The sequence below is a fragment of the Actinomadura napierensis genome (assembly GCF_039529375.1).
Classification (GTDB): Bacteria; Actinomycetota; Actinomycetes; order Streptosporangiales; family Streptosporangiaceae; genus Spirillospora; species Spirillospora napierensis.
The window spans coordinates 1-22,958 of the sequence record NZ_BAAAMR010000073.1 but is presented as its reverse complement, the minus strand read 5'-3'; the positions used below and the strand labels follow the sequence as shown (position 1 = coordinate 22,958).

The 22,958-nt window shown below is 70.1% G+C and carries 29 protein-coding genes; 17 read left to right on the top strand and 12 right to left on the bottom strand.

All coding sequences use genetic code 11. The annotated features are described in order from the left end of the window. Positions 1-24: 24 nt before the first annotated feature. The 3 genes from ABD296_RS32875 to ABD296_RS32865 are packed head-to-tail and all read right to left on the bottom strand — an operon-like array spanning position 25 to position 3,040. Positions 25-930, bottom strand: a complete 906-nt coding sequence (locus tag ABD296_RS32875; protein WP_344276200.1) for an ABC transporter ATP-binding protein — start codon at positions 928-930, stop codon at positions 25-27. Beyond that, positions 930-1,967 (bottom strand): FecCD family ABC transporter permease, encoded by a 1,038-nt coding sequence (locus ABD296_RS32870; RefSeq protein WP_344276197.1) that lies wholly within the window; start codon positions 1,965-1,967, stop codon positions 930-932. The genes ABD296_RS32875 and ABD296_RS32870 overlap by 1 nt, the downstream gene beginning before the upstream one ends. Further along, entirely contained in the window at positions 1,964-3,040 is a 1,077-nt protein-coding gene (locus ABD296_RS32865; protein WP_344276194.1) for a FecCD family ABC transporter permease, read from the bottom strand. Before ABD296_RS32865 ends, ABD296_RS32870 begins: the two co-directional genes overlap by 4 nt. A gap of 133 nt (positions 3,041-3,173) precedes the next feature. Here ABD296_RS32865 and ABD296_RS32860 point away from each other — a divergent pair, with 133 nt between their 5' ends. Then, positions 3,174-4,196, top strand: coding sequence for an ABC transporter substrate-binding protein (locus ABD296_RS32860; RefSeq protein ID WP_344276191.1), 1,023 nt, complete (start codon positions 3,174-3,176; stop codon positions 4,194-4,196). Positions 4,197-4,234: 38 nt separating this feature from the next. Then, the gene (locus ABD296_RS32855) at positions 4,235-5,071 is read left to right on the top strand and encodes a siderophore-interacting protein (protein WP_344276188.1); all 837 of its coding nucleotides are present in this window, start codon (positions 4,235-4,237) and stop codon (positions 5,069-5,071) included. Here the strand turns inward: ABD296_RS32855 and ABD296_RS32850 are convergent, their stop codons facing one another. Together ABD296_RS32850 and ABD296_RS32845 are read right to left on the bottom strand one after the other, a co-directional pair. Continuing rightward, entirely contained in the window at positions 5,072-5,689 is a 618-nt protein-coding gene (locus tag ABD296_RS32850) for a response regulator transcription factor (RefSeq protein ID WP_344276186.1), read from the bottom strand. It lies immediately after the preceding gene. Next, positions 5,677-6,843, bottom strand: coding sequence for a sensor histidine kinase (locus tag ABD296_RS32845; RefSeq protein ID WP_344276183.1), 1,167 nt, complete (start codon positions 6,841-6,843; stop codon positions 5,677-5,679). Before ABD296_RS32845 ends, ABD296_RS32850 begins: the two co-directional genes overlap by 13 nt. Positions 6,844-6,935: 92 nt before the next feature. Here ABD296_RS32845 and ABD296_RS32840 point away from each other — a divergent pair, with 92 nt between their 5' ends. Next, positions 6,936-7,112: a hypothetical protein gene (locus ABD296_RS32840; protein WP_344276180.1), complete on the top strand. Its 177-nt coding sequence runs from the start codon at positions 6,936-6,938 to the stop codon at positions 7,110-7,112. A gap of 48 nt (positions 7,113-7,160) precedes the next feature. Here ABD296_RS32840 and ABD296_RS32835 read toward each other — a convergent pair whose 3' ends face one another. From ABD296_RS32835 to ABD296_RS32820, 4 genes are all read right to left on the bottom strand, one after another. Continuing rightward, on the bottom strand, positions 7,161-7,688 hold the full coding sequence (locus tag ABD296_RS32835; protein WP_407061540.1) for a DUF6939 family protein: 528 nt from the start codon (positions 7,686-7,688) through the stop codon (positions 7,161-7,163). 63 nt (positions 7,689-7,751) lie between these two features. After that, complete coding sequence (locus tag ABD296_RS32830; protein WP_344276174.1) at positions 7,752-7,961, bottom strand: DUF397 domain-containing protein; 210 nt, start codon at positions 7,959-7,961, stop codon at positions 7,752-7,754. After that, positions 7,958-8,785: a helix-turn-helix domain-containing protein gene (locus ABD296_RS32825; RefSeq protein ID WP_344276171.1), complete on the bottom strand. Its 828-nt coding sequence runs from the start codon at positions 8,783-8,785 to the stop codon at positions 7,958-7,960. The genes ABD296_RS32830 and ABD296_RS32825 overlap by 4 nt, the downstream gene beginning before the upstream one ends. Positions 8,786-8,965: 180 nt before the next feature. Next, a complete protein-coding gene (locus tag ABD296_RS32820) occupies positions 8,966-9,919 on the bottom strand; it encodes a quinone oxidoreductase family protein (protein WP_344276168.1) in 954 nt (317 codons plus the stop codon). Positions 9,920-9,986: 67 nt separating this feature from the next. On the opposite strand from ABD296_RS32820, the gene ABD296_RS32815 reads away from it, so the two are divergent. Then, positions 9,987-10,451, top strand: a complete 465-nt coding sequence (locus ABD296_RS32815; protein WP_344276165.1) for a MarR family winged helix-turn-helix transcriptional regulator — start codon at positions 9,987-9,989, stop codon at positions 10,449-10,451. A 7-nt stretch (positions 10,452-10,458) separates the two neighbouring features. Here ABD296_RS32815 and ABD296_RS32810 read toward each other — a convergent pair whose 3' ends face one another. Then, positions 10,459-10,845: a VOC family protein gene (locus ABD296_RS32810; protein WP_344276162.1), complete on the bottom strand. Its 387-nt coding sequence runs from the start codon at positions 10,843-10,845 to the stop codon at positions 10,459-10,461. Between the two features lie 68 nt (positions 10,846-10,913). Here ABD296_RS32810 and ABD296_RS32805 point away from each other — a divergent pair, with 68 nt between their 5' ends. Continuing rightward, positions 10,914-12,905 carry a hypothetical protein gene (locus ABD296_RS32805; protein ID WP_344276159.1) on the top strand — a complete coding sequence of 664 codons (1,992 nt, stop codon included), beginning with the start codon at positions 10,914-10,916 and terminating at the stop codon, positions 12,903-12,905. 271 nt (positions 12,906-13,176) lie between these two features. Here ABD296_RS32805 and ABD296_RS32800 read toward each other — a convergent pair whose 3' ends face one another. Next, positions 13,177-13,740, bottom strand: a complete 564-nt coding sequence (locus ABD296_RS32800; RefSeq protein WP_344276156.1) for a dihydrofolate reductase family protein — start codon at positions 13,738-13,740, stop codon at positions 13,177-13,179. A gap of 717 nt (positions 13,741-14,457) precedes the next feature. On the opposite strand from ABD296_RS32800, the gene ABD296_RS32795 reads away from it, so the two are divergent. The 3 genes from ABD296_RS32795 (at position 14,458) to ABD296_RS32785 (ending at position 17,718) form a co-directional block, all read left to right on the top strand. Beyond that, positions 14,458-16,032 carry an AbiJ-related protein gene (locus ABD296_RS32795; protein ID WP_344276153.1) on the top strand — a complete coding sequence of 525 codons (1,575 nt, stop codon included), beginning with the start codon at positions 14,458-14,460 and terminating at the stop codon, positions 16,030-16,032. Between the two features lie 50 nt (positions 16,033-16,082). Next, positions 16,083-16,709, top strand: a complete 627-nt coding sequence (locus ABD296_RS32790; protein ID WP_344276150.1) for a hypothetical protein — start codon at positions 16,083-16,085, stop codon at positions 16,707-16,709. A 175-nt stretch (positions 16,710-16,884) separates the two neighbouring features. Further along, a complete protein-coding gene (locus ABD296_RS32785) occupies positions 16,885-17,718 on the top strand; it encodes a hypothetical protein (RefSeq protein WP_344276147.1) in 834 nt (277 codons plus the stop codon). A 62-nt stretch (positions 17,719-17,780) separates the two neighbouring features. Here ABD296_RS32785 and ABD296_RS32780 read toward each other — a convergent pair whose 3' ends face one another. Beyond that, positions 17,781-18,446: a GntR family transcriptional regulator gene (locus ABD296_RS32780; protein WP_344276144.1), complete on the bottom strand. Its 666-nt coding sequence runs from the start codon at positions 18,444-18,446 to the stop codon at positions 17,781-17,783. Positions 18,447-19,257: 811 nt separating this feature from the next. Between ABD296_RS32780 and ABD296_RS32775 the strand changes: the two genes are divergently transcribed. The 9 genes from ABD296_RS32775 (at position 19,258) to ABD296_RS32735 (ending at position 22,797) form a co-directional block, all read left to right on the top strand. Then, complete coding sequence (locus tag ABD296_RS32775; protein WP_344276140.1) at positions 19,258-19,611, top strand: hypothetical protein; 354 nt, start codon at positions 19,258-19,260, stop codon at positions 19,609-19,611. Next, positions 19,605-19,796, top strand: a complete 192-nt coding sequence (locus ABD296_RS32770) for a hypothetical protein (RefSeq protein ID WP_344276137.1) — start codon at positions 19,605-19,607, stop codon at positions 19,794-19,796. The genes ABD296_RS32775 and ABD296_RS32770 overlap by 7 nt, the downstream gene beginning before the upstream one ends. Positions 19,797-20,047: 251 nt before the next feature. Next, positions 20,048-20,383 (top strand): hypothetical protein, encoded by a 336-nt coding sequence (locus ABD296_RS32765; protein ID WP_344276134.1) that lies wholly within the window; start codon positions 20,048-20,050, stop codon positions 20,381-20,383. A 141-nt stretch (positions 20,384-20,524) separates the two neighbouring features. Then, a complete protein-coding gene (locus tag ABD296_RS32760; protein ID WP_344276131.1) occupies positions 20,525-20,770 on the top strand; it encodes a hypothetical protein in 246 nt (81 codons plus the stop codon). Next, the gene (locus ABD296_RS32755) at positions 20,770-20,979 is read left to right on the top strand and encodes a hypothetical protein (RefSeq protein ID WP_344276128.1); all 210 of its coding nucleotides are present in this window, start codon (positions 20,770-20,772) and stop codon (positions 20,977-20,979) included. The genes ABD296_RS32760 and ABD296_RS32755 overlap by 1 nt, the downstream gene beginning before the upstream one ends. After that, entirely contained in the window at positions 20,976-21,359 is a 384-nt protein-coding gene (locus ABD296_RS32750; RefSeq protein ID WP_344276125.1) for an RRQRL motif-containing zinc-binding protein, read from the top strand. The genes ABD296_RS32755 and ABD296_RS32750 overlap by 4 nt, the downstream gene beginning before the upstream one ends. Before the next feature lie 148 nt (positions 21,360-21,507). Next, the gene (locus ABD296_RS32745) at positions 21,508-21,858 is read left to right on the top strand and encodes a hypothetical protein (RefSeq protein ID WP_344276122.1); all 351 of its coding nucleotides are present in this window, start codon (positions 21,508-21,510) and stop codon (positions 21,856-21,858) included. 181 nt (positions 21,859-22,039) lie between these two features. Further along, positions 22,040-22,612, top strand: coding sequence for a hypothetical protein (locus ABD296_RS32740; protein WP_344276118.1), 573 nt, complete (start codon positions 22,040-22,042; stop codon positions 22,610-22,612). Continuing rightward, complete coding sequence (locus ABD296_RS32735; RefSeq protein ID WP_344276115.1) at positions 22,609-22,797, top strand: hypothetical protein; 189 nt, start codon at positions 22,609-22,611, stop codon at positions 22,795-22,797. Before ABD296_RS32740 ends, ABD296_RS32735 begins: the two co-directional genes overlap by 4 nt. Positions 22,798-22,958 lie beyond the last annotated feature (161 nt).

Below are 22,958 nucleotides of genomic sequence, written 5' to 3'. Positions count from 1 at the left end.
CTCATCACGCCACGGACGTCCCGGTCACGAGGCGCGTGCGTCCTCCACGGCACGGACGCCCCCGGCGGCGGCAGGTGCGTCCTCGGCGTCGCGCGCGCCCTCGCCACTGCGCGCGTCCTCGGCCGCACGGGCGAGACGGGCGGCGCGCGCGGCGGGCACGACCAGCGGCGTCCCGGTCTCCGGGCACTCGATCACCCGGCACGGGAGCCGGAACACCTCCTCGACCAGCTCGGCCGTCACCACCGTCCCCGGCTCGCCCTCCGCCACGATCGCGCCGTCCCGCATCGCGATCATGTGGGTGGCGTACCGCGCGGCGTGGTTCAGGTCGTGCAGGACGGCGACGACGGTGCGCCCCTCCTCGTGCAGCCGGGCGCACAGGTCCAGCACCTCGATCTGGTGCGCGATGTCGAGGTAGGTCGTCGGCTCGTCCAGCAGCAGCAGCGGCGTCTCCTGCGCGAGCGCCATCGCGATCCACACCCGCTGCCGCTGCCCGCCCGACAGCTCGTCCACCGGACGGTCCGCCAGCGCGGCCACCCCGGTGGCCTCCATCGACTCGGCGACCACCCGCTCGTCCTCGCGGGACCACTGCCGCAGCAGCCCCTGGTGCGGGTACCGGCCGCGCGACACCAGGTCGGCGACCGTGATCCCCTCCGGCGCGATGGACGACTGCGGCAGCAGCCCGAGCGTGCGCGCCAGCTTCTTGGCGGGCCAGCCCGCGATCGGCTCGCCGTCCAGCACGACCGTGCCGGACGCGGGCTTGAGGATGCGCGCGAGCGCCCGCAGCAGCGTCGACTTGCCGCACGCGTTCGGCCCGACGATGACGGTGAACGAGCCGTCCGGCACCGTCACGTCGAGGTCCCGCGTGATGGTGCGCTTGTCGTAGGCGAGGGTGAGGCCCGAGCCGCTGAGCCGCGCGTTCGCGTCCTTCATCAAATCCGTCCCGTCTTGCGTTGGGTCACCAGGAGCCAGACCAGGTATCCGCCGCCGAGCAGCCCGGTCACCACGCCGACCGGGAGCTGGTGGCCGGTGAACGCGCGCTGCGCGGCCCAGTCGGCGGCCACCAGCAGCGCCGCGCCCATGCACATGGACGGCAGCAGGTTGGGGCCGGGCGTGCGGGTCAGCCGGCGGGCCAGCTGCGGCGCGGTCAGCGCCACGAACGACACCGGCCCGGCCGCCGCCGCGGCGAACGAGGTGAGCAGCACGGCCGCCGCCAGCATGATCAGCCGGGCCCGCTCGATCGGCACACCGAGGCCGTGCGCCGCGTCGTCGCCCATCTCCAGCATCCGCAGGGCGCGCCCGCAGCCGATCACCACGAGCGGGCCGAGCACGGCGAGCGCGACGAGGACGGGCGCCGCGTCGGCCCAGTCCCGGCCGTCCAGGCTGCCGGTCAGCCACAGCACGGCGCGCGCCGCGTCGGTGATCTTCGCCTGGGTGAGCAGGTAGCCGTTCACGCCGGTGAGGATCGCGGCGACGCCGATGCCGACGAGGATCAGCCGCTGCCCGTGCGCGCCGTGCCGTCCGGCCACCGCGTACACGACCGCGCCGGTGAGCAGCCCGCCGGCGGCGGCGCCCGCCGCGACGGCCGCGCTGCCGCCGCCGGTCAGCACGATCACCGCGAGCACGCCGGTCGCCGCGCCCTGGCTGAAGCCGAGCACGTCGGGGCTGCCGAGCGGGTTGCGGGTCAGCGACTGGAAGATCGCGCCGCCCAGCCCGAGCGCGGCGCCGACCGCGAGCCCGGCCACCGCGCGGGGCAGCCGGATCTCGTTCACGATCAGCGAGTCGGCGGGCGAGCCGTTCCCGAGTAGCGTCGCCACGACGTCGGCGGGGCTCATCGGGAAGTCGCCGCTGCCGATCAGCAGCACGCCGACGCCCAGCGCGACGGCCAGGCAGACGACGGCGACGGCGAGCGCGCGCGGGCGGAACCGCAGTGACAGCCCATTCGGGGTTCTGATGACGGCGGGCTTCATGCCGCGACCGCCTTGCTGCGCGGACGGCGGACGAAGTAGAGGAACACCGGCCCGCCGGCCACCACCATGACGATCCCGACCTGGAGTTCGGACGGCCGGACGACGACGCGTCCGAGCACGTCCGCGGCCAGCATCAGCGCGGGCGCGAGCACCGCGCAGTAGGGCAGCAGCCAGCGCAGGTCGGGCCCGGTGAGCGCGCGGACGAAGTGCGGCACCATCAGCCCGACGAAGATGATCGGCCCGCAGGCCGCCGTCGCCGCGCCGCACAGCAGCGTGACCGTGCCGATCGCGACGATCTTGGCCCGTCCGGGCCGGGCGCCGAGCGCGCGCGCCGCGTCCTCGCCCATCGCCATGGCGTTGAGCGGGCGCGCCAGCAGCAGCGCGAGCACGAGGCCGACGGCGACGAACGGCGCGACCTTCTCGACCGTGGACGTCTGCGCGGCGGCGAGCGAGCCGACCGTCCAGAACCGCATCCGGTCGAGCGACGCGGTGTCGAGCAGCTGGACGGCGTTGACGTAGGAGTACAGCGCGGCGTTGAGCGCGGACCCGGCGAGCGCGAGCCGCGCGGGCGTCGCGCCGCGCCCGCCGCCGACCGCGTACAGCAGGACGGCCACCGCCCCGGCGCCCGCGAACGCGAACCACACGAACCCGGCGAACGACACGACGCCGAGGAACGAGATCGCGGACACGACCGCGGCGGACGCGCCCGCGTTGATGCCGAGGAGCCCGGGATCGGCGAGCGGGTTGCGGGTCAGCGCCTGCATCACCGCGCCGGCCAGCCCGAGCGCGACGCCGGCGAGCAGCCCGAGCAGGGTGCGCGGCAGCCGCATCTGGTGGACGACGGTGTACGAGCCCGAGCCGCTGTGGACGAGCCCGTCCCACGCCTGCCCGATCGACAGCGGTTTCGCGCCGACCGCGAGGCTCACCATGACGACGGCCAGCAGCAACACGGCCGCCGCCACGAGCCCTAACGCCCGGGCGGAGCGGCGCCGCACGGGCTCCCGCGCGGGCGCGTCGGGCACGTCGGGCACGCGCGCCGGGGCCGTCGGCTGCGGGGTTCTGGTCAACGGCACTGGCTGGCTCCGGGGGGACGGACGGGGGCTGCGGGCGCCCCCTGCCACTGGACAACGACTTAGGTTAGGTTAACCTAAGCCGCCATCGGGCCGGAATCCGGCCATCAGGTTCGATCGGAGAAGAGCAGCCGAAATGTGGACATCCCCCTCGCCCCGTCTCACCCGCCGCGGCTTCCTCGGCGCCGGCGGCGCCGTCGCCGTCGGCGCCCTGATCAGCGCGTGCGGCGGCAGCGGCGACGGCGAGGCGTCCCCGTCCGGCGGCGCCTGGAGCTTCACCGACGACCGCGGCACCGCCGTGAAGCTCAAGGCTCGCCCGCAGCGCGTCGTCGGCTACGTCGGCGCCCTCGCCGCCCTCTACGACTTCGGCGTGGACCGGCAGCTCGTCGGCGTCTACGGGCCGACGAAGCTCAAGGACGGCAAGCCCGACCCGCAGGCCGGGAACCTGCCCGTCGACCGCCTGACGATCATCGGCAACGCCTACGGCGAGTTCAACATCGAGAAGTACGCCTCGCTCCGCCCCGACCTGCTCGTGGACAACATGTTCGTGCAGAACGAGCTGTTCTACGTCCCGGCGGAGAGCAAGGACAAGATCTACGCCCTCGCGCCGCAGGCCGCGATCTCCACCGGCGCGGTGCCGCTGCTCAAGCCGATCGAGCGGACCGCCGCGCTCGCCGCCGCGCTCGGCGCCGACCTGAAGTCCGCCAAGGTCACCGCCGCCAAGGCCCGGTTCGACAAGGCGGTCGAGTCGCTGCGCGCCGCCGTGAAGGCCAACGCCGGGCTGAAGGTGCTCGCCGCGTCCGCAAGCCCCGACCTCTTCTACGCCTCCAGCCCGGCCAAGAACACCGACCTCATCTACTTCAAGCAGCTCGGCCTCGACCTCGTCGTCCCGGACAAGCTCGACAAGGACGGCTACTTCGAGAGCCTGAGCTGGGAGAACGCCGACAGGTACAAGGCCGACGTCATCATGCTCGACAGCCGCACGCAGGCCCTGCAGCCCAAGGACCTCGGCTCCAAGCCGTCCTGGAAGGACCTGCCCGCGGTGAAGGCCGGCCAGGTCGTCCCCTGGCAGCCCGAGCCCCGCTTCTCCTACGAGGGCTGCGCCCCGATCATCGAGGCGCTCGCCGCCACCGTCCGATCCGCGAAGAAGACCGGCTGACCCGCCGAGAGGCCCCGCGCCCACCGAAAGGCAGTGTGATGAGGACACCCAGCCACCCGTACGCCTTCTTCGACCTGCACGTCCTTCGCTCCGCGCCGCTCGGCCCCTCGATGGTGCGCGTCACCTTCGGCGGGACGTGCCTGGACGGCGAACCCGGCGGCTTCGTCTCCGGCGGGCGCGACCAGCGGTTCAAGATCTTCCTGCCGCACCCGCACCAGGACGCGCCCGTCATGCCGGCCGACTGGTCGCCGGACACCTGGTTCGCCGACTGGCGCGCCCTCGACCCCGCCGAACGCGGCATCATGCGGTCCTACACCGTGCGGGCGCAGCGCCCCGGCGAGCTCGACGTCGACTTCGCGCTGCACCCCGGCGGGACGTCCGGCCCCGCGTCAAGCTGGGCGTCGGCCGCCGCCCCCGGCGACCGCGTGGTCGTGCTCGGCCCGACCGGGCCCGACAACGGCGGCTGCGACTTCCGCCCGCCGGACGGCCGGCCCGTGGTGATCGCGGGCGACTTCACCGCGCTCCCGGCCATCGCCGGGAACCTCGGCTGGCTGCCCGCCGGGGCGCCCGCGCGGGTGTTCGTCGAGACCCCGCACCCGGACGACCGCCAGGACCTGCCGACCGCGGCCGACGCGGAGATCGGCTGGGTCTCCCCCGGCGGCCTGCTCGACGCCGTCCGCGGCTCATCGCTCCCGGACGACGCGTACGCGTGGATCGCGGGCGAGTCCGCCACCGTGAAGGCGCTGCGCCGGCACCTGGTGAAGGAGCGCGGCATCGACCGCCGCTCCGTCACCTTCACCGGCTACTGGCGGCGCGGCGCCACCGAGGAGGACCTGCTCGCCGAAGCGGTCGCCGGCTCCGCCACCGAGGGGTGATCACGGCGGCGGCAGGACGCCGTGCTCGATCGCGGTCATCACCGCCGCCGTCCGGTCCGACACACCGAGCTTGGCGAACACCCGCAGCAGGTGCGTCTTCACCGTCGCCTGCCCGATGAACAGCCGCCCGCCGATCTCGGCGTTCGTCAGCCCCCGCGCGACCAGCGCGAGGACCTCCGCCTCCCGTGCCGACAGCACGGGAGGCGCGGGCGCCTCGCGCGCCGCGCTCAACCGCGCCGACACCGATGGCGCCAGCACCGTCCGGCCCGCCGCGACGTCCCGGATCGCGGCGGCCAGATCCGCGCGGGACGCGTCCTTCAGCAGGTAGCCCGCCGCGCCCGCCCGGACGGCGCGGACGATGTCCGCGTCGTCCTCGAACGTCGTCAGCACCAGCACCCGGTGCGCCGGGCCGAGCCGCTCGATCGCGCTCACCCCGTCCCCGCCGGGCATCCGCAGATCCATCAGGATCACGTCGGGCCGCACCCGCGGCACCAGCGCGACCGCCTCGTCGCCGCTCGCCGCCTCCGCCGCCACCTCCAGGCCGGGCTCGGCCGCGAGCATCCCGCGCAGCCCCTCCCGGACGATCGGATGGTCGTCCACGATCATCACGCGGAGCACGGCAGCACCGCCTCGACCACGGCGCCCTCACCGGCGCCGCCGCGCACCGCGAGGTCGCCGCCCGCCTGCTCGACGCGCCCGCGCATGCCGCGCAGCCCGAACCCGGACGCGACCGCCTCCGGGTCGAAGCCCCGGCCGTCGTCGGCGACCGTCAGCCGCACTGCGTCCCGCCCGTACACCAGCGACATCCGCACCGACGTCGCGCCCGCATGCTTGCGGACGTTCGCCAGCGTCTCCTGCGCCACCCGCAGCAGCACCACCTCCACCGCCGGGCCGAGCGGCCGCTGCTCCCCCTCCACGTCCATGTCGACGGGCAGCGCGAAGTCGGCGGCCAGCCGCCGCAGCGCCTCCACCAGCGACCCCCGCGCCAGCGCGGGCGGCGCCAGCGCCGCGACCAGCCCGCGCGTCTCGGCGAGGTTCTCCCGCGCGGTCCGCGCCACCAGCTCCAGATGCCGGTTCGGCCCGACCTCCGCCTCGGCCGCCTGCACCAGCATCACGATGCCGGTGAACCCCTGCGCGATCGTGTCGTGGATGTCGCGGGCGAGCCGCTCCCGCTCGGCGAGCACCCCCGCCTCCCGGCTCACCTCCGCCAGCTCGCCGCGGGTGCGGTCCAGCTCGTCGATCAGCCGGGCCCGCTCCCGGTTCTGCGCGCTGAGCCGGCCGATGAACGTGGCGAGCAGCCCGCTGCACGCGACGGCCACCAGCATCATCACCAGTGTCAGCGTCACCCCCGCGCCGGACGCCACCATCGTCGACCCGATCGCCCCGGAGAACAGCACCACCATCAGCACGAAGCCGCGGGCCGTGCCGTAGACCATGTAGACCTGCGGCGCCAGCGCGGCCAGCCCCGTCGACGTCACCGGCGCCAGCAGCGTCGCCGGCACGAACATCAGCACCAGCGCCGCCGCGTACAGCCGGCACCCGGGGCGCCGCTCCTCGCGGGACCGCAGCGCCTTCCGGCCCACCGCCGCGTACGCCACGCCGAGCAGCACCAGCAGCATGACCGCCGCCGCCTTCCGGCCCGGCGGCAGCCCGTCCGCCGCCGTCGCCGCGATCGTGCCGACCAGCACCAGTGCGAAGTAGGCGTCCCAGAACGGGTACGACCGGTACCAGACGTTCTCCGCCCTCGCCACGCCCGCGTCGAAACCGCTCATGACCTGCCCGCCTTCCCGGCGTGCCACGCGGCCCGCACTGTCCACCGACCGGTGGATGGTACTGCCGCCCCGCCCCCGGAAGCATGGCGGGCATGAACAACAACCCCGTCCGGACCGCCCTGTTCGCCCTCACGATGCTCTACGGGCTCCTCATCGCGCTCCTCGCCATGCTGGACTTCTCCGCCCTCGGGCTCGTCGCCGCCATCGGCGGCGTGCTGCTCGGCCTCGGCTGGGCGTTCGCCGGCCGCTTCACCCGCGGCCGCGCCTGACCGCCCGCCTTCCGCGCGGACGCCTCGCAGGGACGGCGTCCGCGCCGGTCACGGCCACCGGCCCTCGGCGAACAGCCCGATCAGCGCCGCGTGCGACAAGGGCCTGGTCAGATCGTCCACGTCCCCGTTGACCGTGTAGTCGAGCAGCACGACCTCTCCGAGGCGCCGCAGATCCTCGACCAGGTCCGCGACCTCGTTCTCCAGCACCCACCGGTACGCGGGCAGGTAAATCTCCCGCCGCGCCCGCCCGTACGGCAGCAGCTCGTCCCCGTCGAGGCCCGCCCGGTGCCCGCGCACCGGCCCGTACCTGCGGACCGTCCGCTTGATCCCCCGCATCGAGGTCACCGCGAGCCTGGACGCGTCCACGTCCGCGCCGTCGAACACCTTCAGCGCCTGCCAGATCCCCTCCACCGACGCCGCCGTCACCCCGCCGGAGAACGGCACCGGGATGCCCCCGTGCGGGTAGAACGGGCTGAACCGCACCCACGGCTCCGGCCCGCGCGACGTCACGTCCAGCACCACCGCCCCGGGCCACTGCGCCACCACCGACTCCCGCGCCCGCCGCCGACTCGCCACATGAATCCCCACACCCGCAGGCTCCCACCCACCACCGACAATCCACCGCCGGACGCGGAGGGCTCAGCCGAGGTCGTGTCCGCCGTCCTTCACCCGCCGCGCGAACGCCCGCCACTCGGCGGCCGAGAACACGAGCGCAGGCCCATCCGAGTCTTTGGAGTCCCGCACCCCTACGTCCGCGGTGAGAGCCGCCACCTCGACGCATTGGCCACCGGTGTCCGTACTGCGGCTGCTCTTACGCCACTGGACCCCCGACGCGTTGCGGATGCTCACAGAGCCTCCAAAATCTCATGAAGCAACATCAGGGACTCGTCGGTGGACAGGGCAGCACCTCTGATCAGGTCGAGACGGTGCGCATATGCCCGCACGACGTCCTTCCGCTCGATCAACTGCCCACCCACATGCCCTTCAACGTATGCGGCATCGGTCTCCTCGTCGAGACTCAGGATCGTGAACGCTCCCGGGAGGCCCGCGTACGCACCCTTGCTGCTCGGGACTATCTGCAGCGTGATGTTCAGCAGGTCGGCCAGGTCGATCAAGTGCTGGATCTGGCCGCGCATGACCTCCGGACCGCCGATCGGCCTCCTGAGGGCGTACTCGTCGAAGACCACAACGACATGGCAGGCGTCCTGCCCTTCGAGGATGCTCTGCCGGGCGAGCCTGGTCGCAACCAATTCCTCGATCTCCTCCGGATGCCGTCCCGCCTTCAGTTGTTCATACGCGTAGTCCCGCGTCTGGAAGAGGCCGGTCACCACCATGGCCTCGAACATGTAGATCGCTCGAGCCGCGGCCTCGCGTTGCAAGAACTCAGCGAACCCGGGAGGCAGAACCTGCAACTGCCCGAGATCCTGAATCCATTCCCAGATGCGCTGGAATGACCCTTTCGTCTCGAAGAAGGTGTCGCAGTCCTTGGCGAAGTTCTCGGACGGGGCGCTGGTGCCGCTCTCGATCTGACCGATCCGCTGGGGCGAGTATCCGAGTCTCGCCGCGAGCTGAGGGCGTCCGAGATCTGCCGCATCACGGCATGCGCGCAGCTCGGCGGCGAAGTACTCGACGGGGTTCTTCGGGATTCCGAGGTCGCGGGGACGTCGGGGCATCGTTGCCTCCTGGGGGGTCGGAAACCACCGTCGGCATTCCCTCAGCCCCGGCGGCTTTCCCGGCATGTCCGTCCTGCTCTCCCTCGAAGATAAGACGGCCAAAGAAAACCGTGAAGCAATTATCGAAAGAAAACCGGCCTGCTTTCTTTCGTTCGACGGATAATCCCAGCGAAAGTCGACTCATAGGACCAAAACGATCCGGCGACCGTTCTCCGGACGCGTCCAGGCGCTCTCGACGTCGGCGAGCGGCACGGCCTCGGCGGCAAGGACGATCTCGCCCTCGGCCACGAGGCCGAGCATCCGGTCGAACGCGGCCGCCGCCTCCTCGATCGACGGTGAGCCGCCCGTCCCGCTGCCGACCACCTCGACGCGCGCGGCGCGCAGCGCCATGGCGGGGATCTCCGCCGCCTCGCCCGCCGACATGCCGACCAGGATGTATCGGACGCGCCGGTCGTTGCCGCGCGACAGCGCCGCGAACGCGGCCTCCGCCGGCGCGCCCCACAGGTAGTCGACGACCAGGTCGTACGGCCCGTGCGCGGCGATGTCCTCGGCCACCTCGTCCTTCGGGCGGTCGAGCCGGACCACGGCGTCCGCACCGTGCTCGGCCAGCGCGTCGAGCGCCGCCCGGTCGCGTCCGGCCGCGACCACCCGCGCCCCTTCCCGCTTCGCCACCTGCACAGCGATCCGTCCGGACGCTCCGGTGGCGCCGAGAACCAGCACCGTCTTCCCCGGGCCCGCCCCGCCCTCCCACACGACCGTTTTCCACGCCGCGCCGCCGGGATTCAGCAGGGCCGCCGCCGTCACGTCGTCCACACCGTCCCGGACCGGGAACCACATGCCGCGCCGCACCAGCGCCCGCTCGGCCATCCCGCCGTACGGCGCCACCGGGCCGAAGAACGCCACCCGAGTGCCGTCCTCCAGCCGACCCACCCCGTCCGCGCCCACTACCTGCGGGAACTCCGTCGGGCTCGCGGGGTGCAGCCCCTTGGCCCACCACCGGTCGAACGGCTTCAGCGCAGCCGCGCCCACCGTCACGACCGCCTCGCCCTCTCCTGCCACCGGCGCGGGGAAGGTCCCGTAGCACGGCGCCTCCCCGATCCCGTGCAGCACCGCCGCCCGCATGACGTCCGGCATGGACCCTCCCCCTATTCCGTTCATTTTGAACGGAATGCTAGCCGAGGATCCGTGCATAATGAACGGGATGGCGGACGAGGACTACTACGACGTCTGGCTCGACATGCTCGGCCGGACCTCCCGGCCGCGTTTCGTCGCGCTGATCCTCGACCTCGCCGGCGTCGCCCTCGACCCGGACCTGTGCCGCTACCTCATCCACCTCGACCTGCGCGGTCCGACCGGCGTGCTCGACCTCGCCGAGCTCGTCGACCACAACCACCCGAAGGTCAGCCGCTCCCTGGCCCGCCTTGAGGAACTCGGCCTGGTCGCCCGCGCCTCCGCACCTCATGACCGTCGCGTCAAGACGGCCGAGCTCACACCCGAGGGCCGCCGCGTGGTCGAATCGATCAACCAGGGCCGCCGGAGGCTGCTGGAGAAGGCGTTCGCCGGCTGGAGCGACCGCGACCGCGCCGACCTGGCGCGACTCACCCGCCGCTTCTCCGACAACGTGCAGGCCCTGATCGACGCCCGCGACACACCGCCGGACGCCTAGCGGCGGCTCACTGCGAACCGGACGGCGCGCGGCTCAGGTCGACGACGCAGAAGAGGTTGCCGTCAGGGTCGGCGAGGACGACGAAGTCCGGGTCCGGCGGGTACAGGTCCCAGTCGACCCGGCTCGCCCCGAGCCCGACCAGCCGCTCGACCTCGTCCCGCTGCTCGGCCGTGCTGTCCACGAACAGGTCGAGGTGCAGGCGCGGGCGGGGCTCGGGGGGCGACTCGCTGAGCATCAGCCCGAGCGCCCGGCCCGACCCGTCCGCGTGGTTCAGCGTCCGCCAGATCGAACTCTCGAACTCCGGCGTCGCCACCAGGTTCAGCGCGGCCGTCCAGAACGCCACGGCACGGGGAAGGTCAGCGACACCGATCACGGGAAAGCCCAGCCTCAGCATGACTCCGAGTCTAGGAGCCCCCGGATCCGTGGCGCCGCGCCCCTCCCCCGGTGTATGCATGGGGCCAAATGGATATCGAGGATCTCTCGGACGCGGAGCGCGCGGTCTGGGACGCGTTCCCGCGCGCGGGCAAGGTCGATCTCACGGGAACCGGGGAGGCGGTCCGGGGCGAGGTCCTCGCGGCGCTCCTGCTCGGCGCCCGGCCCCCCGACGCCGGCCAGGTCCCCGCACTGCGGCTCACGGGCGCCCGCGTCACCGGCGTCCTCGACCTGTCCTTCGCCGAAGTGCGGTACGCGGTGCTGCTGCGCGACTGCGTGTTCGACGAGCCCCTCGACCTGTACGCGGCCCGGCTGCGGCAGTTCAGCCTCGCCGGCTCGCGACTCCCCGCCCTGCGCGCCTCGGACGCCCAGGTCGACGGCCTGCTCTGGCTGCGCGACTGCCGCGTCGACGGCACGCTCCAACTCGTCGGCACCCGGATCGAGGGATCGCTGTCGCTGCGGTCGGCGCGGTTCACCGGCGGGGACGTCCACGCGGACGCCGCGACCATCGTCCGCAACATCGACGCCACCGACGTCGACGTCACCGGCGAGGTCATGCTGCGCGGCACCCATGTCGGCGGCACCTGCGTCCTCGACGGCGCGCGCCTGTCCAACCCCGGCGCGGTGGCGCTGAACGCCGACGGGATCGACCTGCCGTCCGGGCTGTTCGCGCACGGCCTCACCGCCGAGGGCACGGTGCGCCTCCCGGACGCGCGGATCGGCCGCCGTCTCGTCCTGACCGCCGCGCGGCTGTCCGACCCCGGCGGCACCGCCCTCGACGCCGACCGCGCCCGCATCGACGGGGCCGCCGTCCTCGACGCGGGGTTCCGCGCCGAAGGCAAGGTCAGCATGCGCTCCGCGGTCATCGGCGGCACCCTCCTGCTCAGCGGCGCCGACCTCGACGCCCCCGGCGACACGGCCCTGAACGCCCGCCTGATCAGCATCGGCAGCAGCCTGCGCGCCACACCCGGCTTCCACGCGCGCGGCCGGACCTGCCTGGACAGCGCCACCGTCCAGGGCTCGATCGACATCGCCGGCGCGCGCCTCACCGACCCCGGCGGCCAGGCCCTGAGCCTGTGCCGCGCCCAGGTGACCGGCGGCCTGTCCGGTCAGGGCCTGACCGCCGAGGGCGAGATCCGCCTGCTCGACTCCGTCATCGGGGCGAGCGTCGAACTCGACGGCGCGCACCTGTCCAACCCCGGCGGCCGATCGCTCACCGGCTACGGCCTGACCGTCAGCGGCGTCCTGAACTGCTGCGACGGCTTCACCTCCGCCGGACGCCTGTCGCTCGCCGGCGCCCGCGTCGGCGAACTCAGCTTCGACGACGCGACGATCAGCGGCTTCGGCGACCTCGCCCTCGGCCTCCGGCGCGTGCGGGCGGAGATGCTCTGGTTCTCCCGCTGCACCCTCACCGACGGGACGGTCGACCTGAAGCACGCCCGCATCGAGGTCCTCCGCGACGACCCCGCGCGCTGGCCGGCCCGTCCCCAGCTCGACGGGTTCGTCTACCAGACCATCGACAAGCCCGGCCCGCTCGCCGCCCGCCTCGCCTGGCTGGACGCCGCCGACGGCTACCACCCGCAGCCCTACGAGCAACTCGCGACCGTCTTCCAGGGCATGGGCCGCGACGCCGAGGCCCGCACCGTCCGCCTGGCGAAACAACGCCGCCGCCGGCGCTCGCTCCCCCGCCCGGCCCACCTCTGGGGCCTCGCACAGGACTGGACCGTCGGCTACGGCTACCGCCCGCTCCGCGCCGGAATACTGCTGGCCGCCCTCCTGGTCCTCGGAACCGTGCTCTTCGCCGCCCACCACCCCGTCCCCCTCAAAAAGGACGAGGCCCCCGCCTTCAACCCGTTCCTCTACACCCTCGACCTGCTCCTACCGATCATCAGCTTCGGCCAGGAACCCGCCTTCAACCCCCGAGGCCCCTACCAATGGCTGGCCGCCGCCCTCATCGCCTCCGGCTGGATCCTCGCCACCACCATCGCCGCCGGCATAACAAGAGTCCTCTCCCGCCAGTAACGGCGCTTGAGGAGATGGGCACCTGGGTCTACATCCGCGGCTGGCTCGAGTTCTACGGCCAGGAAACCGAAGCCAGACGGCGAAGGCTGGACCTTCCCTGAAAGGCGGACGGCTCGACGCGGCCTGCTACACCCGCGCCATCCGCGCGAACACCGGCCTCGCCCAGATCCGCAAGATCGCCGCCCTCCCCGCGACCGACGAAGACGACGACCGCCCCGCTACGACTACTTGGCGCAGTAGCGCTCGCCGCCCGTCCCCACTCGCTGGGCACTCAGCGCTTGGTCTCGTACCTGGTCATGACCACGCCGTCGGGGAACGTCCGGGTCTCCACCAGGGTCAGGTTCACCCAGTTGTCCAGCGCCGTGAAGAACGGTGTGCCGCCCCCCACCAAGACCGGTGCGGTGGCCAGCACGTACTCGTCGATCAGCCCGGCCCGCATCGCCGCTGCGGCGAGTGTGGCGCCGCCGATGTCCATGGGGCCGCCGTCCTCGGCCTTGAGCCGGGTGATCTCGGCGACCGCGTCGCCGGTGACCAGGCGGGTGTTCCAGTCGACCGTGCTGATCGTGGAGGAGAACACCACCTTCGGCATGTCCTGCCAGCGGCGGGCGAACTCGACCTCCGCCGGTGTGACGCCGGGCTGCTGGTCGGCGGTCGGCCAGTGGGAGCTCATCGTCTCCCACAGCTTGCGCCCGTAAAGCGCCAGGCCCGTCGCCCCCACCCGGTCGGACCACCACTGGAACAGCTCGTCGCTCGGCACGCTCCAGCCGAGGTCGCCGCCGGGCGCGGCAACGTAGCCGTCCAGGGACACGTTCATACCGAAGGTCAGTTTCCGCATGGCGCAGCCTCCCGTGAGCCGGTATTCCGCGTACAGACCAGCCCGGCGCGAAAAAATCATCGGCCAAGCCCCACCAAGGCCCGCTTGACCACGCCAGCAGCTACTGCGCACAGAACGAAACCCTGCCAACCGGCGCCAGCCTGCCCCCGTAACCGGCGCCCAAGCAGAGGCGGAGGGCCAAGCTCAGTTGCGGCACTCACTCGTGTCGATCACGGGGACGAGCAGCCGGGTGGCTCCCCGACTGGCTCCCCCGGACGTCAAAAGGCCCCGGTTCCTTGATCGGAACTGGGGCCTGACCTGTGTCTTCTTCGGGCGTAAGGAAGCTCCCGCGATTGGACTCGAAGCATCTAAGGCCGCGCCTCAGCAAGCGGCACTGTCGTTCAACCGGCCGCCGAACGTCCCCGAAGGTCCGCCGAGGTCCGTGCCGTGTCGCACCAGTCGTCAAGCAGTTCGTCAGGCACGCAACCTCCCTCCGGGAGAGATCAGTCCAGCCCTGGCAGGCCGCGGGCGGCCGGATGCCACGCATAGACATCGAGAGGCCCTGGTCATCTTCATGATGACCAGGGCTTTTCTGCTTCTGCCCTGAGACTGCCGAGAGGGGACTCCTCCCTGGCATCCCTGACAGCATCCCTGCCTGAGGCCCGCACTCGGCCCCTGCCCAACGAGCAGCCGGCAGCAATCACGGCAATTGTCGGTCGATACAGGGATAATCGAAGGATGGAGCCCGACGACTTCTTTGAGGGCGACGGCTGGCACAGACGCCTTGACCTTGCTCTTCTCCGACTCCTCCGCAGAGGCCCGTTGGACGACGTAAGCGACCTGGATGCCGCCCTGGGCCTGACGCGGCTGGCTCAGGAGGGGTTCGAGCAGCTCGCCCGCTTCGGGCAGCGTCTGGACGACGATGGGATAGCTGAGGTTCTCCAAAGTCAGCGTGTAGTACTGCGGCGGCTCGGGATTGACTTTCGTTTCCCAATTTACGACTTCCGGGCTTTCGGTCGCTACTGCGAGGAACATCAGTTCGCAACTTGGGATCACAGCCCCTTGATTGATGAGTTCTTTGCGCCAGTGCTGGCACGCCTAACAGAGTTAGACACTTTGCGAAGCCAAGGCGACATTTTCCCGATTCCCGCCAGACGCATAACCGAGGTTACTCGTCGGCGCATCATAGAATCACTCAGGGTTACCAGCGACGCATGGCAGGGATTAAACTGGCTAGGTCCCATGCTTAACGAAGTGGAATTTCTTGACCGCATATATGATCTAGACTCTCTTCCTAGTTGCGACTCGCGCTTCCTGACCGCCCGAAGCGACATCTATCAGCATTGCATCAACAATCCCGAGGACTTGCCTAGCGACTGGATTTTTCATGACTGGCGATTTGGGCTATCGGATAACGATGATTCGCTTCTAAAGTTTTTGGCTACAATGCTTCACCCTGAAGTTCGCCCCGACGTGGAAGAAGCAGAAAGACTGCGTACCTGCTTTAATGAAGTCTTGCGGCACGATGGCTATGAGATCGTTCCGGTTGAGTGGATCAGCGGAGCGCCGGTTTTCGGTGCTCGCAGGCTCGGCGGCGTCACGCTTGGTGCTGTGAAGCAGCTCGTCTTCGCCGCTGACGGGCCAAAGCCGAAGATCGTGCTTGCCGATCTCCCCTCTGGGGACATCCGCATCACTGAGAACGAAAAGTACTGTCTCGTCTATGACCGACCGATCAAGGGCACTGGGCTTACTTGGGGTGACCTAATTACTTGGTGGCGAGAGCGGAAACCTTTCGCGAAGGATGTGCTTGGCGTCGATGTAGGCCGTGACCTGTGGCGACGGCTCTACAAATCTCTACACAAACTTCCGGAGGCGATCGATCAAAAGAAGAGGAGTCCCGAGCAACTGCTTTTCCACACGTACACCGACATGTTCCCGATCAGCGACACCGGGTCCCAATACCCCGCTCTGGTGCCGCAAGTGTATGTGCATTACGACCCACAGACCCGCAAGCAGCGCGGCGGCGCCGATAGCGTGCTTGGGCGTGAACGCATGGACTTTCTTCTCCTGCTTTCGCACGGCGTCCGTGTTGTGATAGAGGTGGACGGCAAACAGCACTATACTGACAGCAAGGGCCGTGGATCGCCTCGCCTTTATGCCAAGATGGTGGCCGAGGATCGATCTCTCCGACTCAAGGGCTACGAAGTATACCGCTTCGGTGGACAAGAACTGTCTGGAGATGAACCCGAGAATGCTGCAATGCTGAAAGAATTCTTCGCCGACCTGTTCGACAGATACAAAGATGTCAAGTAAGCCTAGCTATATAGCACTTAAAGATTCGATGCGAAGTTAGGTCGCAATAGATGGCCCTAAATAACGTCTCATTCGACGACTCGGAAGAGGAAGAGCTATATGTATTCTCGGGAGACGATCTCGTCATCTCATTCCATGATCAGGTGGATCTGGATTGGCGCGAAGTCGCAGAGCGAACGCTGATTGATGAACGTCGCGGACTAGTCGTCCTACAAGTCACCGCCCTTGAAGACTTAATCGACGATATTATCATGCATCTTGCAGACGACCCCGACCAAGAGGAATTCTATTCAAAACTAACCAAGAAGACAATTGGCCCCCGACTGGACCTGCTTGTTAAGCTACTCAAAGAACGAGACGTCATGGACGACGAAATGGAAGGAGTTCTCGCAGATGTACGGAAGCTAGTAGAGCGGCGCAACCTTCTCGCACATGGCACTATTCACCTAAGGCCGGTCGGTGGCGTACGCCCAACTTTGCCATTAAAAGCCGATTTTGAGCTGGAATGGGTAATCAAGAGTCGCCGCTCACCAACTCCCCAACGGCTGACCATGTCCGAACTACGTGAAGATTTGTATGAAGCTATAGGCTGCTTCACAGCCATGCTGAAATGCACCAACGCACTAGTTGCCAAGACCCCTCAACCGCAGCATTTCACCAATGGCCGTTACCTGTAACCTACCGGATACACTGAAGTGCTGCTAAGTCTCATAGCTGCAAGGCGCATGGCGGGGACTGGCTCGATCAAGCATTCAAGCTTCTTGCAGCCGATCTGGCCGTCCGATGCACGCCAGCGCCGTGCCTCTCGCTGGATGAGTGGCATGGACACGTGGAGTGCGAGAGACTCAGAGCATGGCGAAGCTGACCATGACCTCAAGCCGATGGGATGAACTCACTGCGCTGCTGCGGGATGAGCCGAGGCTTCGATCTGAGTTCCCCAAGGTTGCCGAGTACCTGGACATGGCGGCAGGACTGGCAGGAACAGGTGACGATCAAGCCGACGCACAGTTCGACTTGCGGTTCGTGCACTACATGACCGGCGGAAGTGCTGTCAGCAAGAACCCGTACTGGGACATCGTTGAACCGTTCGTAAGCGAGCACGATGGCCGCCGCGTGGTGAACGGTGGCTGCGCGGAAGGAAGTGCTCGACTCGCGTTTGCTCAAATGCTCTTGCAGGCAACATATGCCTACGCGATACCCGCACCAGAAACTGTGGAGTGGTTCGCGAGCTTCTGTGCGGGTTCACCTGTCGTGGAACTCGGCGCCGGACGGGGTTACTGGGCAGCACAGTTGACTCGCGCGGGACTGATCGTTGATGCGTATGATTCAGCTCCGCCAGACCGAGCCGGGAATCCTTCATTTCCCGGTGCGGCCGGCCAGGCAGACATCTGGCACCCCGTTAGGGACCTGGCCGCATTCAGGACTCGCGCTCGATCGGCGGGGTATGTGCTCTTTCTCTGCTGGCCGCCTGGCTGGGGTGACTCGATGTCCTCCGAGGCCCTGGCGTTGTTCGAGGAGGCCGGAGGCCAGCAGCTCATCTACATCGGGGAGCCCAAGGGCGGCAAGACCGGCAACGATGCCTTCTTTGAGGCTCTGTCCTCTCGCTGGAGGTTGGACTCCACAGACTCGAACTTCGTCTCTTGGTGGACAGATGCGGACGTGGCGCAAGGTTGGGTCCGAATCTAGCTCCACACAGCAAAAAAAGGGGGGGTGCCGATCCGTTCGGCACCCCCCCTTTTTTTTGTGCCCTATTTGAGAGCCATGCGGAACACGAACGTGTCATAGCGATCGCGGGGGTACGAGATGTCGGAGATCATGATGACCCGGTCGTCAGCGGCGAGGAATCGCTGATGCACCGTCTTGACGAGATCGCCGGGCGTTGTCCGAAGCCAGTCGGCGTGCAGCGGTGCCGGTAGTTGATCTGAGATCGTTTCTTCGAGGAAGGCCGCCCCCGAGATGTCGGAGACGTCCAGCGGGTGGTAGGTGTCCGAGATCGAGATCGGTCGCCCGTTCTCAGTCGCTCGGGTGACGACATGGTTGACCACCTGTTCCGCCGGGACGCCGAGAGCCTCCGCGAGTTCTCCAGTGGCGGGGATCTGCCGGACCTCGCGGTTCACCTGGATCTGCTGGTCGGTCTCGTTCTGGAACGACCGCTCGGCCGTCTCCATCTGACGCTCAGGAGACACGCGCACGAGGTTCGGACGGTCGGCGACGAAGATCCCCCGCCGTCGCACGGATCGCACAAGCCCCTGACTCTGAAGTAGCTCGATGGCCTTCCGAACGACGATGTCCGACACGCCGCTCTGCTGGGCGATCTCGGCGTAGCTCGGTAGTTGGGTGCCGGGTGGGAGCTCCCCTCCTCGGATGCGTCGGGCGTACTCGCCTGCGATGCGAACGTAGGCCGGTTCTGTCACTGCGCGATCAACCTCCCAGACTCTTCGATGGTGCGTTCACCAGCGTATACGCACCATCGTATACCTAGAACTTGTGCGTATACGAAGATGTGTATACGCTGCCTCTCGGTGACCCACTCAGTCCGGGTGAGTCACAGGCAGTACGCAGAAGTCCTAACTGAACATGGCATCAGCGTCTCCGCCCTCTGGGGTGTCTGGGTTGACGAGTCACGAGGTCCCTGGACTGGCGCTGGATGTCACTTCGAACGTCTGTAGCGCTTGCGCTGCCTGTCCCGTGCGGGGCGTCGGCCCGGTCTGGTTCGCCGGTTCCGTGCGGGGTGGGGAAGGCAAGAGCCAACCTCTGGAGGCTTCAACCTATGCGGCACAACGGACAGCCGGTCATCCTCGCCAGCTCCCTGCCCCCGAATCTGATCAGTCTCTCGGAGCGCAGTTGCACACTGGTCGCGTGCCCGGAGTGCGGCAGGTGGAAGTCGATCAAGAGGGGGATGGTCACCCCGCACCGCGGCCCGCACGTGCCGGGCGCCGACGCCTGGCCGGCGGAGTTCCGGCCGTCGCCCCCGCGGTGCCCGGGGAGCGGCCAGAGGATCCGGATCGATCTGACCTTTGAGGAGTGGCGGGCCCGGCTGGCAGCCGGATGTCGGCAGGCCGGGCAGCGCCGTCGGACGCGCGTGATGCCGCGCCCCAAGCCTCCCGCCATGCGGGCGATCGTCCAGATGGCCGCTCACTGATCCATCTCGTCTTCTTGCGCCCCGGCCTGGTTCAGGTCGGGGCGCTGTCTTTCGTATGGCCCCGAGAGAAAGGGATCTTGTTCATGTTGATCATTGCCGATCTGGATCGGACGCGGGCGGGCTACATCGCCGGTCTGCGCCTGTTGGCTGACCTCTTGGAGGCCCGGCCGGACATCCCGCACTACGAGCACGGGCGGATCAGCTTCGCCCTGAACGGCACGGAGGCTGAAGCCGCCGAGACGATCGAACGGACCGCGGCGGCGCTGACCGCCGAGGGCATCGAGTTCGACCGGAGCGAGGACGACCACTCCCAGTCGATCGAGTTCGTCATCGCTGGCGTGGAGTACGGGTTCTCGCGCGTGCGTGACGCGGCGTGGGCCGCCCATCAGGCCCGGCAGTCCTACGAGAAAAACGTGCAGGTCGCGGTTTCGTGCTGAGTGTGCGGCTGATCGGCCTGCCAGATGACGTCGCGGCCGGGGTCGACCGGCTGCGCGAGACCTTCGAGGTGATCGAGGTCTCTTCGCCGAGGCGGTGCCGCGGCGAGTCCGCCCGGGTGCGGGTCTACGTGATGGCCCGCGCCCTTCCCCCTGATGCCCGGGACGCCCTCGCCGGCAAGCAGTGACGTCCCGGGCTCCTTCACAGGAAGGAAGTCCAACGATGGCCGACAACCCCACCCAGGGCAAGTCCTCGAACTGGCCGAACGGTGAGCCCAAGAGCGTCCGGGACGCCTACGACGCCAAGTCCAGCAAGAGCAAGTAGCCCCCATCACGAGCGGCCTCGGGCCGCTCGGCACGCACGCATGTCAGGCCCGCCCCATCCATGGTGGCGGGCCTGACGGCGTTGCGGGACTCGTCCCGAAAGGACCCCGTGCCCATGACCGGCATGCCTGCCCGACTGCCTGCCAACCCCTCCGATCGCACGCCCGTCACGCGGCCCGGGCCGGTGCCCGCTGCACAGGCTGGGTTCTACGTCTCGGTGCGCACCAGTGCCCGGATGGCCGAATCGGCGCTGGCGCTGGGCCCGTTCCCGGACCGCGACGCCGCGCACGCCCATGTGCCGCTGGTGCGGGCGTTCGTGGCGGCTCGGCATCGGGGCGGGGAGTGGTGGCGGTTCTCGGTCGCCCGGGTGACCGCTCGGCCGGGTGGGGCGCTGCCGGCAGGGACGTTGAACGACCTCATTCCCCAGGCCCGTGACGGGCTGGCCGCCTGACGGCCGGAGCTGACACCCGAGTCCGGGCGGCCCCGCCCCGCGTGCACGTTCGCGCGGGGCGGGGCCATCTCACCCGGTGCCAGATGCCCGGACCTTTCGTCATCCGATCCCCCTGCGGTGGGGGAGAAGGGAGCGCTGTGCGTGATGACGACCCTGATGATGATGCCGGTCTCGGTGACCGGCTCCGCTGTCTCGGCCGCTTCGACTCCGACCACCGGCGCCGCGTCCGGCGCGGGGACGGGCGGGTGTTCCAACTGCGGAAGCGTGCGCAGTGTGCGGGTGCTGCCCGGCGGGCGGCGCCGCTGCGCGTGCGGGCACCGCTGGACCCCGCCGCCCCTGCCGCCGGCCGTGCCGGTGATCGGGGACACGGCGGGGGGCTGGGAGTGATGGCCGCCGCCGAGCCGATCTGGGGCCGCAACGAGAAGCGGACCCGCGAGCACGCGTTCGTGGAACGGCCTGGGTTCCCGTGGCGGAGCTTCAAACCGCGCGCGCTGTGCGGGCGGGCGTGGAGCCCGGACCGCGTCCCCCAGCCGAGTCCCGGCCTGTCGCGGTGCGGCCAGTGCGAACGGGTCGCGAAGGCGCGAGGGCTGGGATGACCCGCCGGAGTCCCGCGCGGTTCTGGGATCCGCGCGGGGAGCGGTACGGCATCCCGACCTACCCGTGGCGGATGGCGCCGCCGCATCTACTGACGCGCCGCCAGCTCGCCGCCGAGGGCCTGCGTCCCGGCGGGCAGGACGTGGCCGCGCAGGTGCTGTGGCACCGGCGGCGCCAGCTCGGCGTGGCCTTTCTGTACGACCGGCGGCTGGCGCTGCCCAAACGGACCCCGACCGCTGCGCAGCGCGCCGCGCTGGCCAAAGCACTGGCCGCGCGACGGTTCTGCCCGCGCTGCCGGACCGACGCCGGTTACGTGCTGCGGCGCCGGCTGGGGTGCTGCAACGCGTGCGCGAGCGAATGGGAAAACGACCACGCCGCCTGACCCCCCATGCCCCTGACCTCTGACGCTCTGCCTCGTCCCGGAACCGGTGTCCGGGACGGGACAGGACGCCAGACCTTCCCCACCCCTCAACACCCAAGGTCACGTCCCCTTTCCCCCTTTCTCTCACCGATAGCGGAGGACGTCCCTCATGAACGCTGACCTGGCCTCCCTGCCCACCACCCGCACCAAGCCCACCGACAGCGCCGAGCCCACCGGCGGCGGGGCTGCCGCGACGACCGCGGCGGGCGGGGGTTACGGGCCGTTCGTGCTGCCCGAGGACGGGATCGTGGACGCGATCGCGATCGAGATCGCCGCGAGCGGTGCCCGGCCGGTCGCTCTCACCCAGACCGAGCGGGTGCTGGCAGCCGCCCGCATCCTGGCCGCCGGCGGTGGCCGCAACGACATCGCCACCCGGCTGCACGTGTCGGGCAACACCGCCCGCACCCTGGCCGACCGCGCCCGCCGCATCGGCGACCCCGGCGACCTGGGGGCCGCCTGACCGGCTCGTGGGCCCGCTGCTGACCGTGTGCTGACGCTCTGCCCGGCCCCGGCCCCGGCCCCGGCCCCGGAACCGGTGTCCGGGGCGGGACAGGACGCCAGACCTTCCCCGGCGTGACCGAAGGTTCGCCGTCCTCTTCCCCCGCGCCTCATCCCCCTGTCGTTCCTTCGAAGGAGCCGCGATGTCGCATCCACTGACCTCCCACACCCCGCCCCGCGCCGGTCAGGACCCGGCGCGGGCCGCCGAGCTGGCCGACCTGGCCGCGCTGCGGCGGCGGGACCGCAACGACCGCAGGGCCCGCGCCGCGATGGCGGCCGGGTTCGGGCTGATCGCAGCCGCCGTGGCCTGGCCGGTCCTGGCGAGCATGCCGGCCGGTGCGCTGGCGCTCCTGACGCTGACGGGGCTGGCGGCGGCGGGCGCCGTATGGCTGATCACCACTGCTTGGGGGTGGCTGTCGGGCCGGTACGAGGTGGTCCGGCCGCACCCGTGGCGGGTGTGGCGGTGGCGGATCGCCGCCCGCTGGTACGCGCCCGGTTCGACGGTGTGGCGGGCGGACCCGGCGCCATGGGACGGCCCCCTGACAGTGCTGGGCTGGATCGCCGATCCGGCGTGCCCGGTGCCGTGGGCGCTGGTCTATGACGGCACCCCGCTGATGTCCGGCGGTGCCGCGCTGTGGCTGCCGCTGACCCACCTGGAGCCGGTCCCGCCGCCGGAGCGTCCCACCGCCCGGCGGGCCGGTGGGGGGCGGTCGTGATGTGGGCCCGCTGGTGGGCGCACCTGGCCCTGATCGATGTGCTGCTGCTGACCGGTGTCGCGGGCGGCGCGGTGTGGCTGGTGTGCGCGCACCTGGCCGCGATGCGCCTGCCCGCCGCGGTGCTGATGGCGGTGCTGGCCGGGCTCGGCACCTTCAGCGTGCTGGCCCGGCACCGCCGCCGCTGATACCTCCCCGCCCCTGTCGTGTTCACCGATGCGGCACCCGCCCCGCTCTGCCGGGGCGGGTGCCGCCGTTTCAAGGAGCCCAGAATGAACGCCGACCCGACGACCCCCGCCCCGGTGAACACCGGCCCCGCGCCCGCCGGGACGCGTTCACCGCACACCCC

Coding starts and splice junctions, on each gene's coding strand:
- ABD296_RS32875 (WP_344276200.1), bottom strand. CDS start 930: ATGAAGGACGCGAACGCGCGGCTCAGCGGCTCGGGCCTCACCCTCGCC.
- ABD296_RS32765 (WP_344276134.1), top strand. CDS start 20,048: ATGACCGGCATGCCTGCCCGACTGCCTGCCAACCCCTCCGATCGCACG.
- ABD296_RS32870 (WP_344276197.1), bottom strand. CDS start 1,967: ATGAAGCCCGCCGTCATCAGAACCCCGAATGGGCTGTCACTGCGGTTC.
- ABD296_RS32860 (WP_344276191.1), top strand. CDS start 3,174: ATGTGGACATCCCCCTCGCCCCGTCTCACCCGCCGCGGCTTCCTCGGC.
- ABD296_RS32840 (WP_344276180.1), top strand. CDS start 6,936: ATGAACAACAACCCCGTCCGGACCGCCCTGTTCGCCCTCACGATGCTC.
- ABD296_RS32805 (WP_344276159.1), top strand. CDS start 10,914: ATGGATATCGAGGATCTCTCGGACGCGGAGCGCGCGGTCTGGGACGCG.
- ABD296_RS32775 (WP_344276140.1), top strand. CDS start 19,258: ATGTTGATCATTGCCGATCTGGATCGGACGCGGGCGGGCTACATCGCC.
- ABD296_RS32810 (WP_344276162.1), bottom strand. CDS start 10,845: ATGCTGAGGCTGGGCTTTCCCGTGATCGGTGTCGCTGACCTTCCCCGT.
- ABD296_RS32755 (WP_344276128.1), top strand. CDS start 20,770: ATGGCCGCCGCCGAGCCGATCTGGGGCCGCAACGAGAAGCGGACCCGC.
- ABD296_RS32785 (WP_344276147.1), top strand. CDS start 16,885: ATGGCGAAGCTGACCATGACCTCAAGCCGATGGGATGAACTCACTGCG.
- ABD296_RS32815 (WP_344276165.1), top strand. CDS start 9,987: ATGGCGGACGAGGACTACTACGACGTCTGGCTCGACATGCTCGGCCGG.
- ABD296_RS32790 (WP_344276150.1), top strand. CDS start 16,083: ATGGCCCTAAATAACGTCTCATTCGACGACTCGGAAGAGGAAGAGCTA.
- ABD296_RS32800 (WP_344276156.1), bottom strand. CDS start 13,740: ATGCGGAAACTGACCTTCGGTATGAACGTGTCCCTGGACGGCTACGTT.
- ABD296_RS32795 (WP_344276153.1), top strand. CDS start 14,458: ATGGAGCCCGACGACTTCTTTGAGGGCGACGGCTGGCACAGACGCCTT.
- ABD296_RS32745 (WP_344276122.1), top strand. CDS start 21,508: ATGAACGCTGACCTGGCCTCCCTGCCCACCACCCGCACCAAGCCCACC.
- ABD296_RS32740 (WP_344276118.1), top strand. CDS start 22,040: ATGTCGCATCCACTGACCTCCCACACCCCGCCCCGCGCCGGTCAGGAC.
- ABD296_RS32820 (WP_344276168.1), bottom strand. CDS start 9,919: ATGCCGGACGTCATGCGGGCGGCGGTGCTGCACGGGATCGGGGAGGCG.
- ABD296_RS32855 (WP_344276188.1), top strand. CDS start 4,235: ATGAGGACACCCAGCCACCCGTACGCCTTCTTCGACCTGCACGTCCTT.
- ABD296_RS32825 (WP_344276171.1), bottom strand. CDS start 8,785: ATGCCCCGACGTCCCCGCGACCTCGGAATCCCGAAGAACCCCGTCGAG.
- ABD296_RS32750 (WP_344276125.1), top strand. CDS start 20,976: ATGACCCGCCGGAGTCCCGCGCGGTTCTGGGATCCGCGCGGGGAGCGG.
- ABD296_RS32845 (WP_344276183.1), bottom strand. CDS start 6,843: ATGAGCGGTTTCGACGCGGGCGTGGCGAGGGCGGAGAACGTCTGGTAC.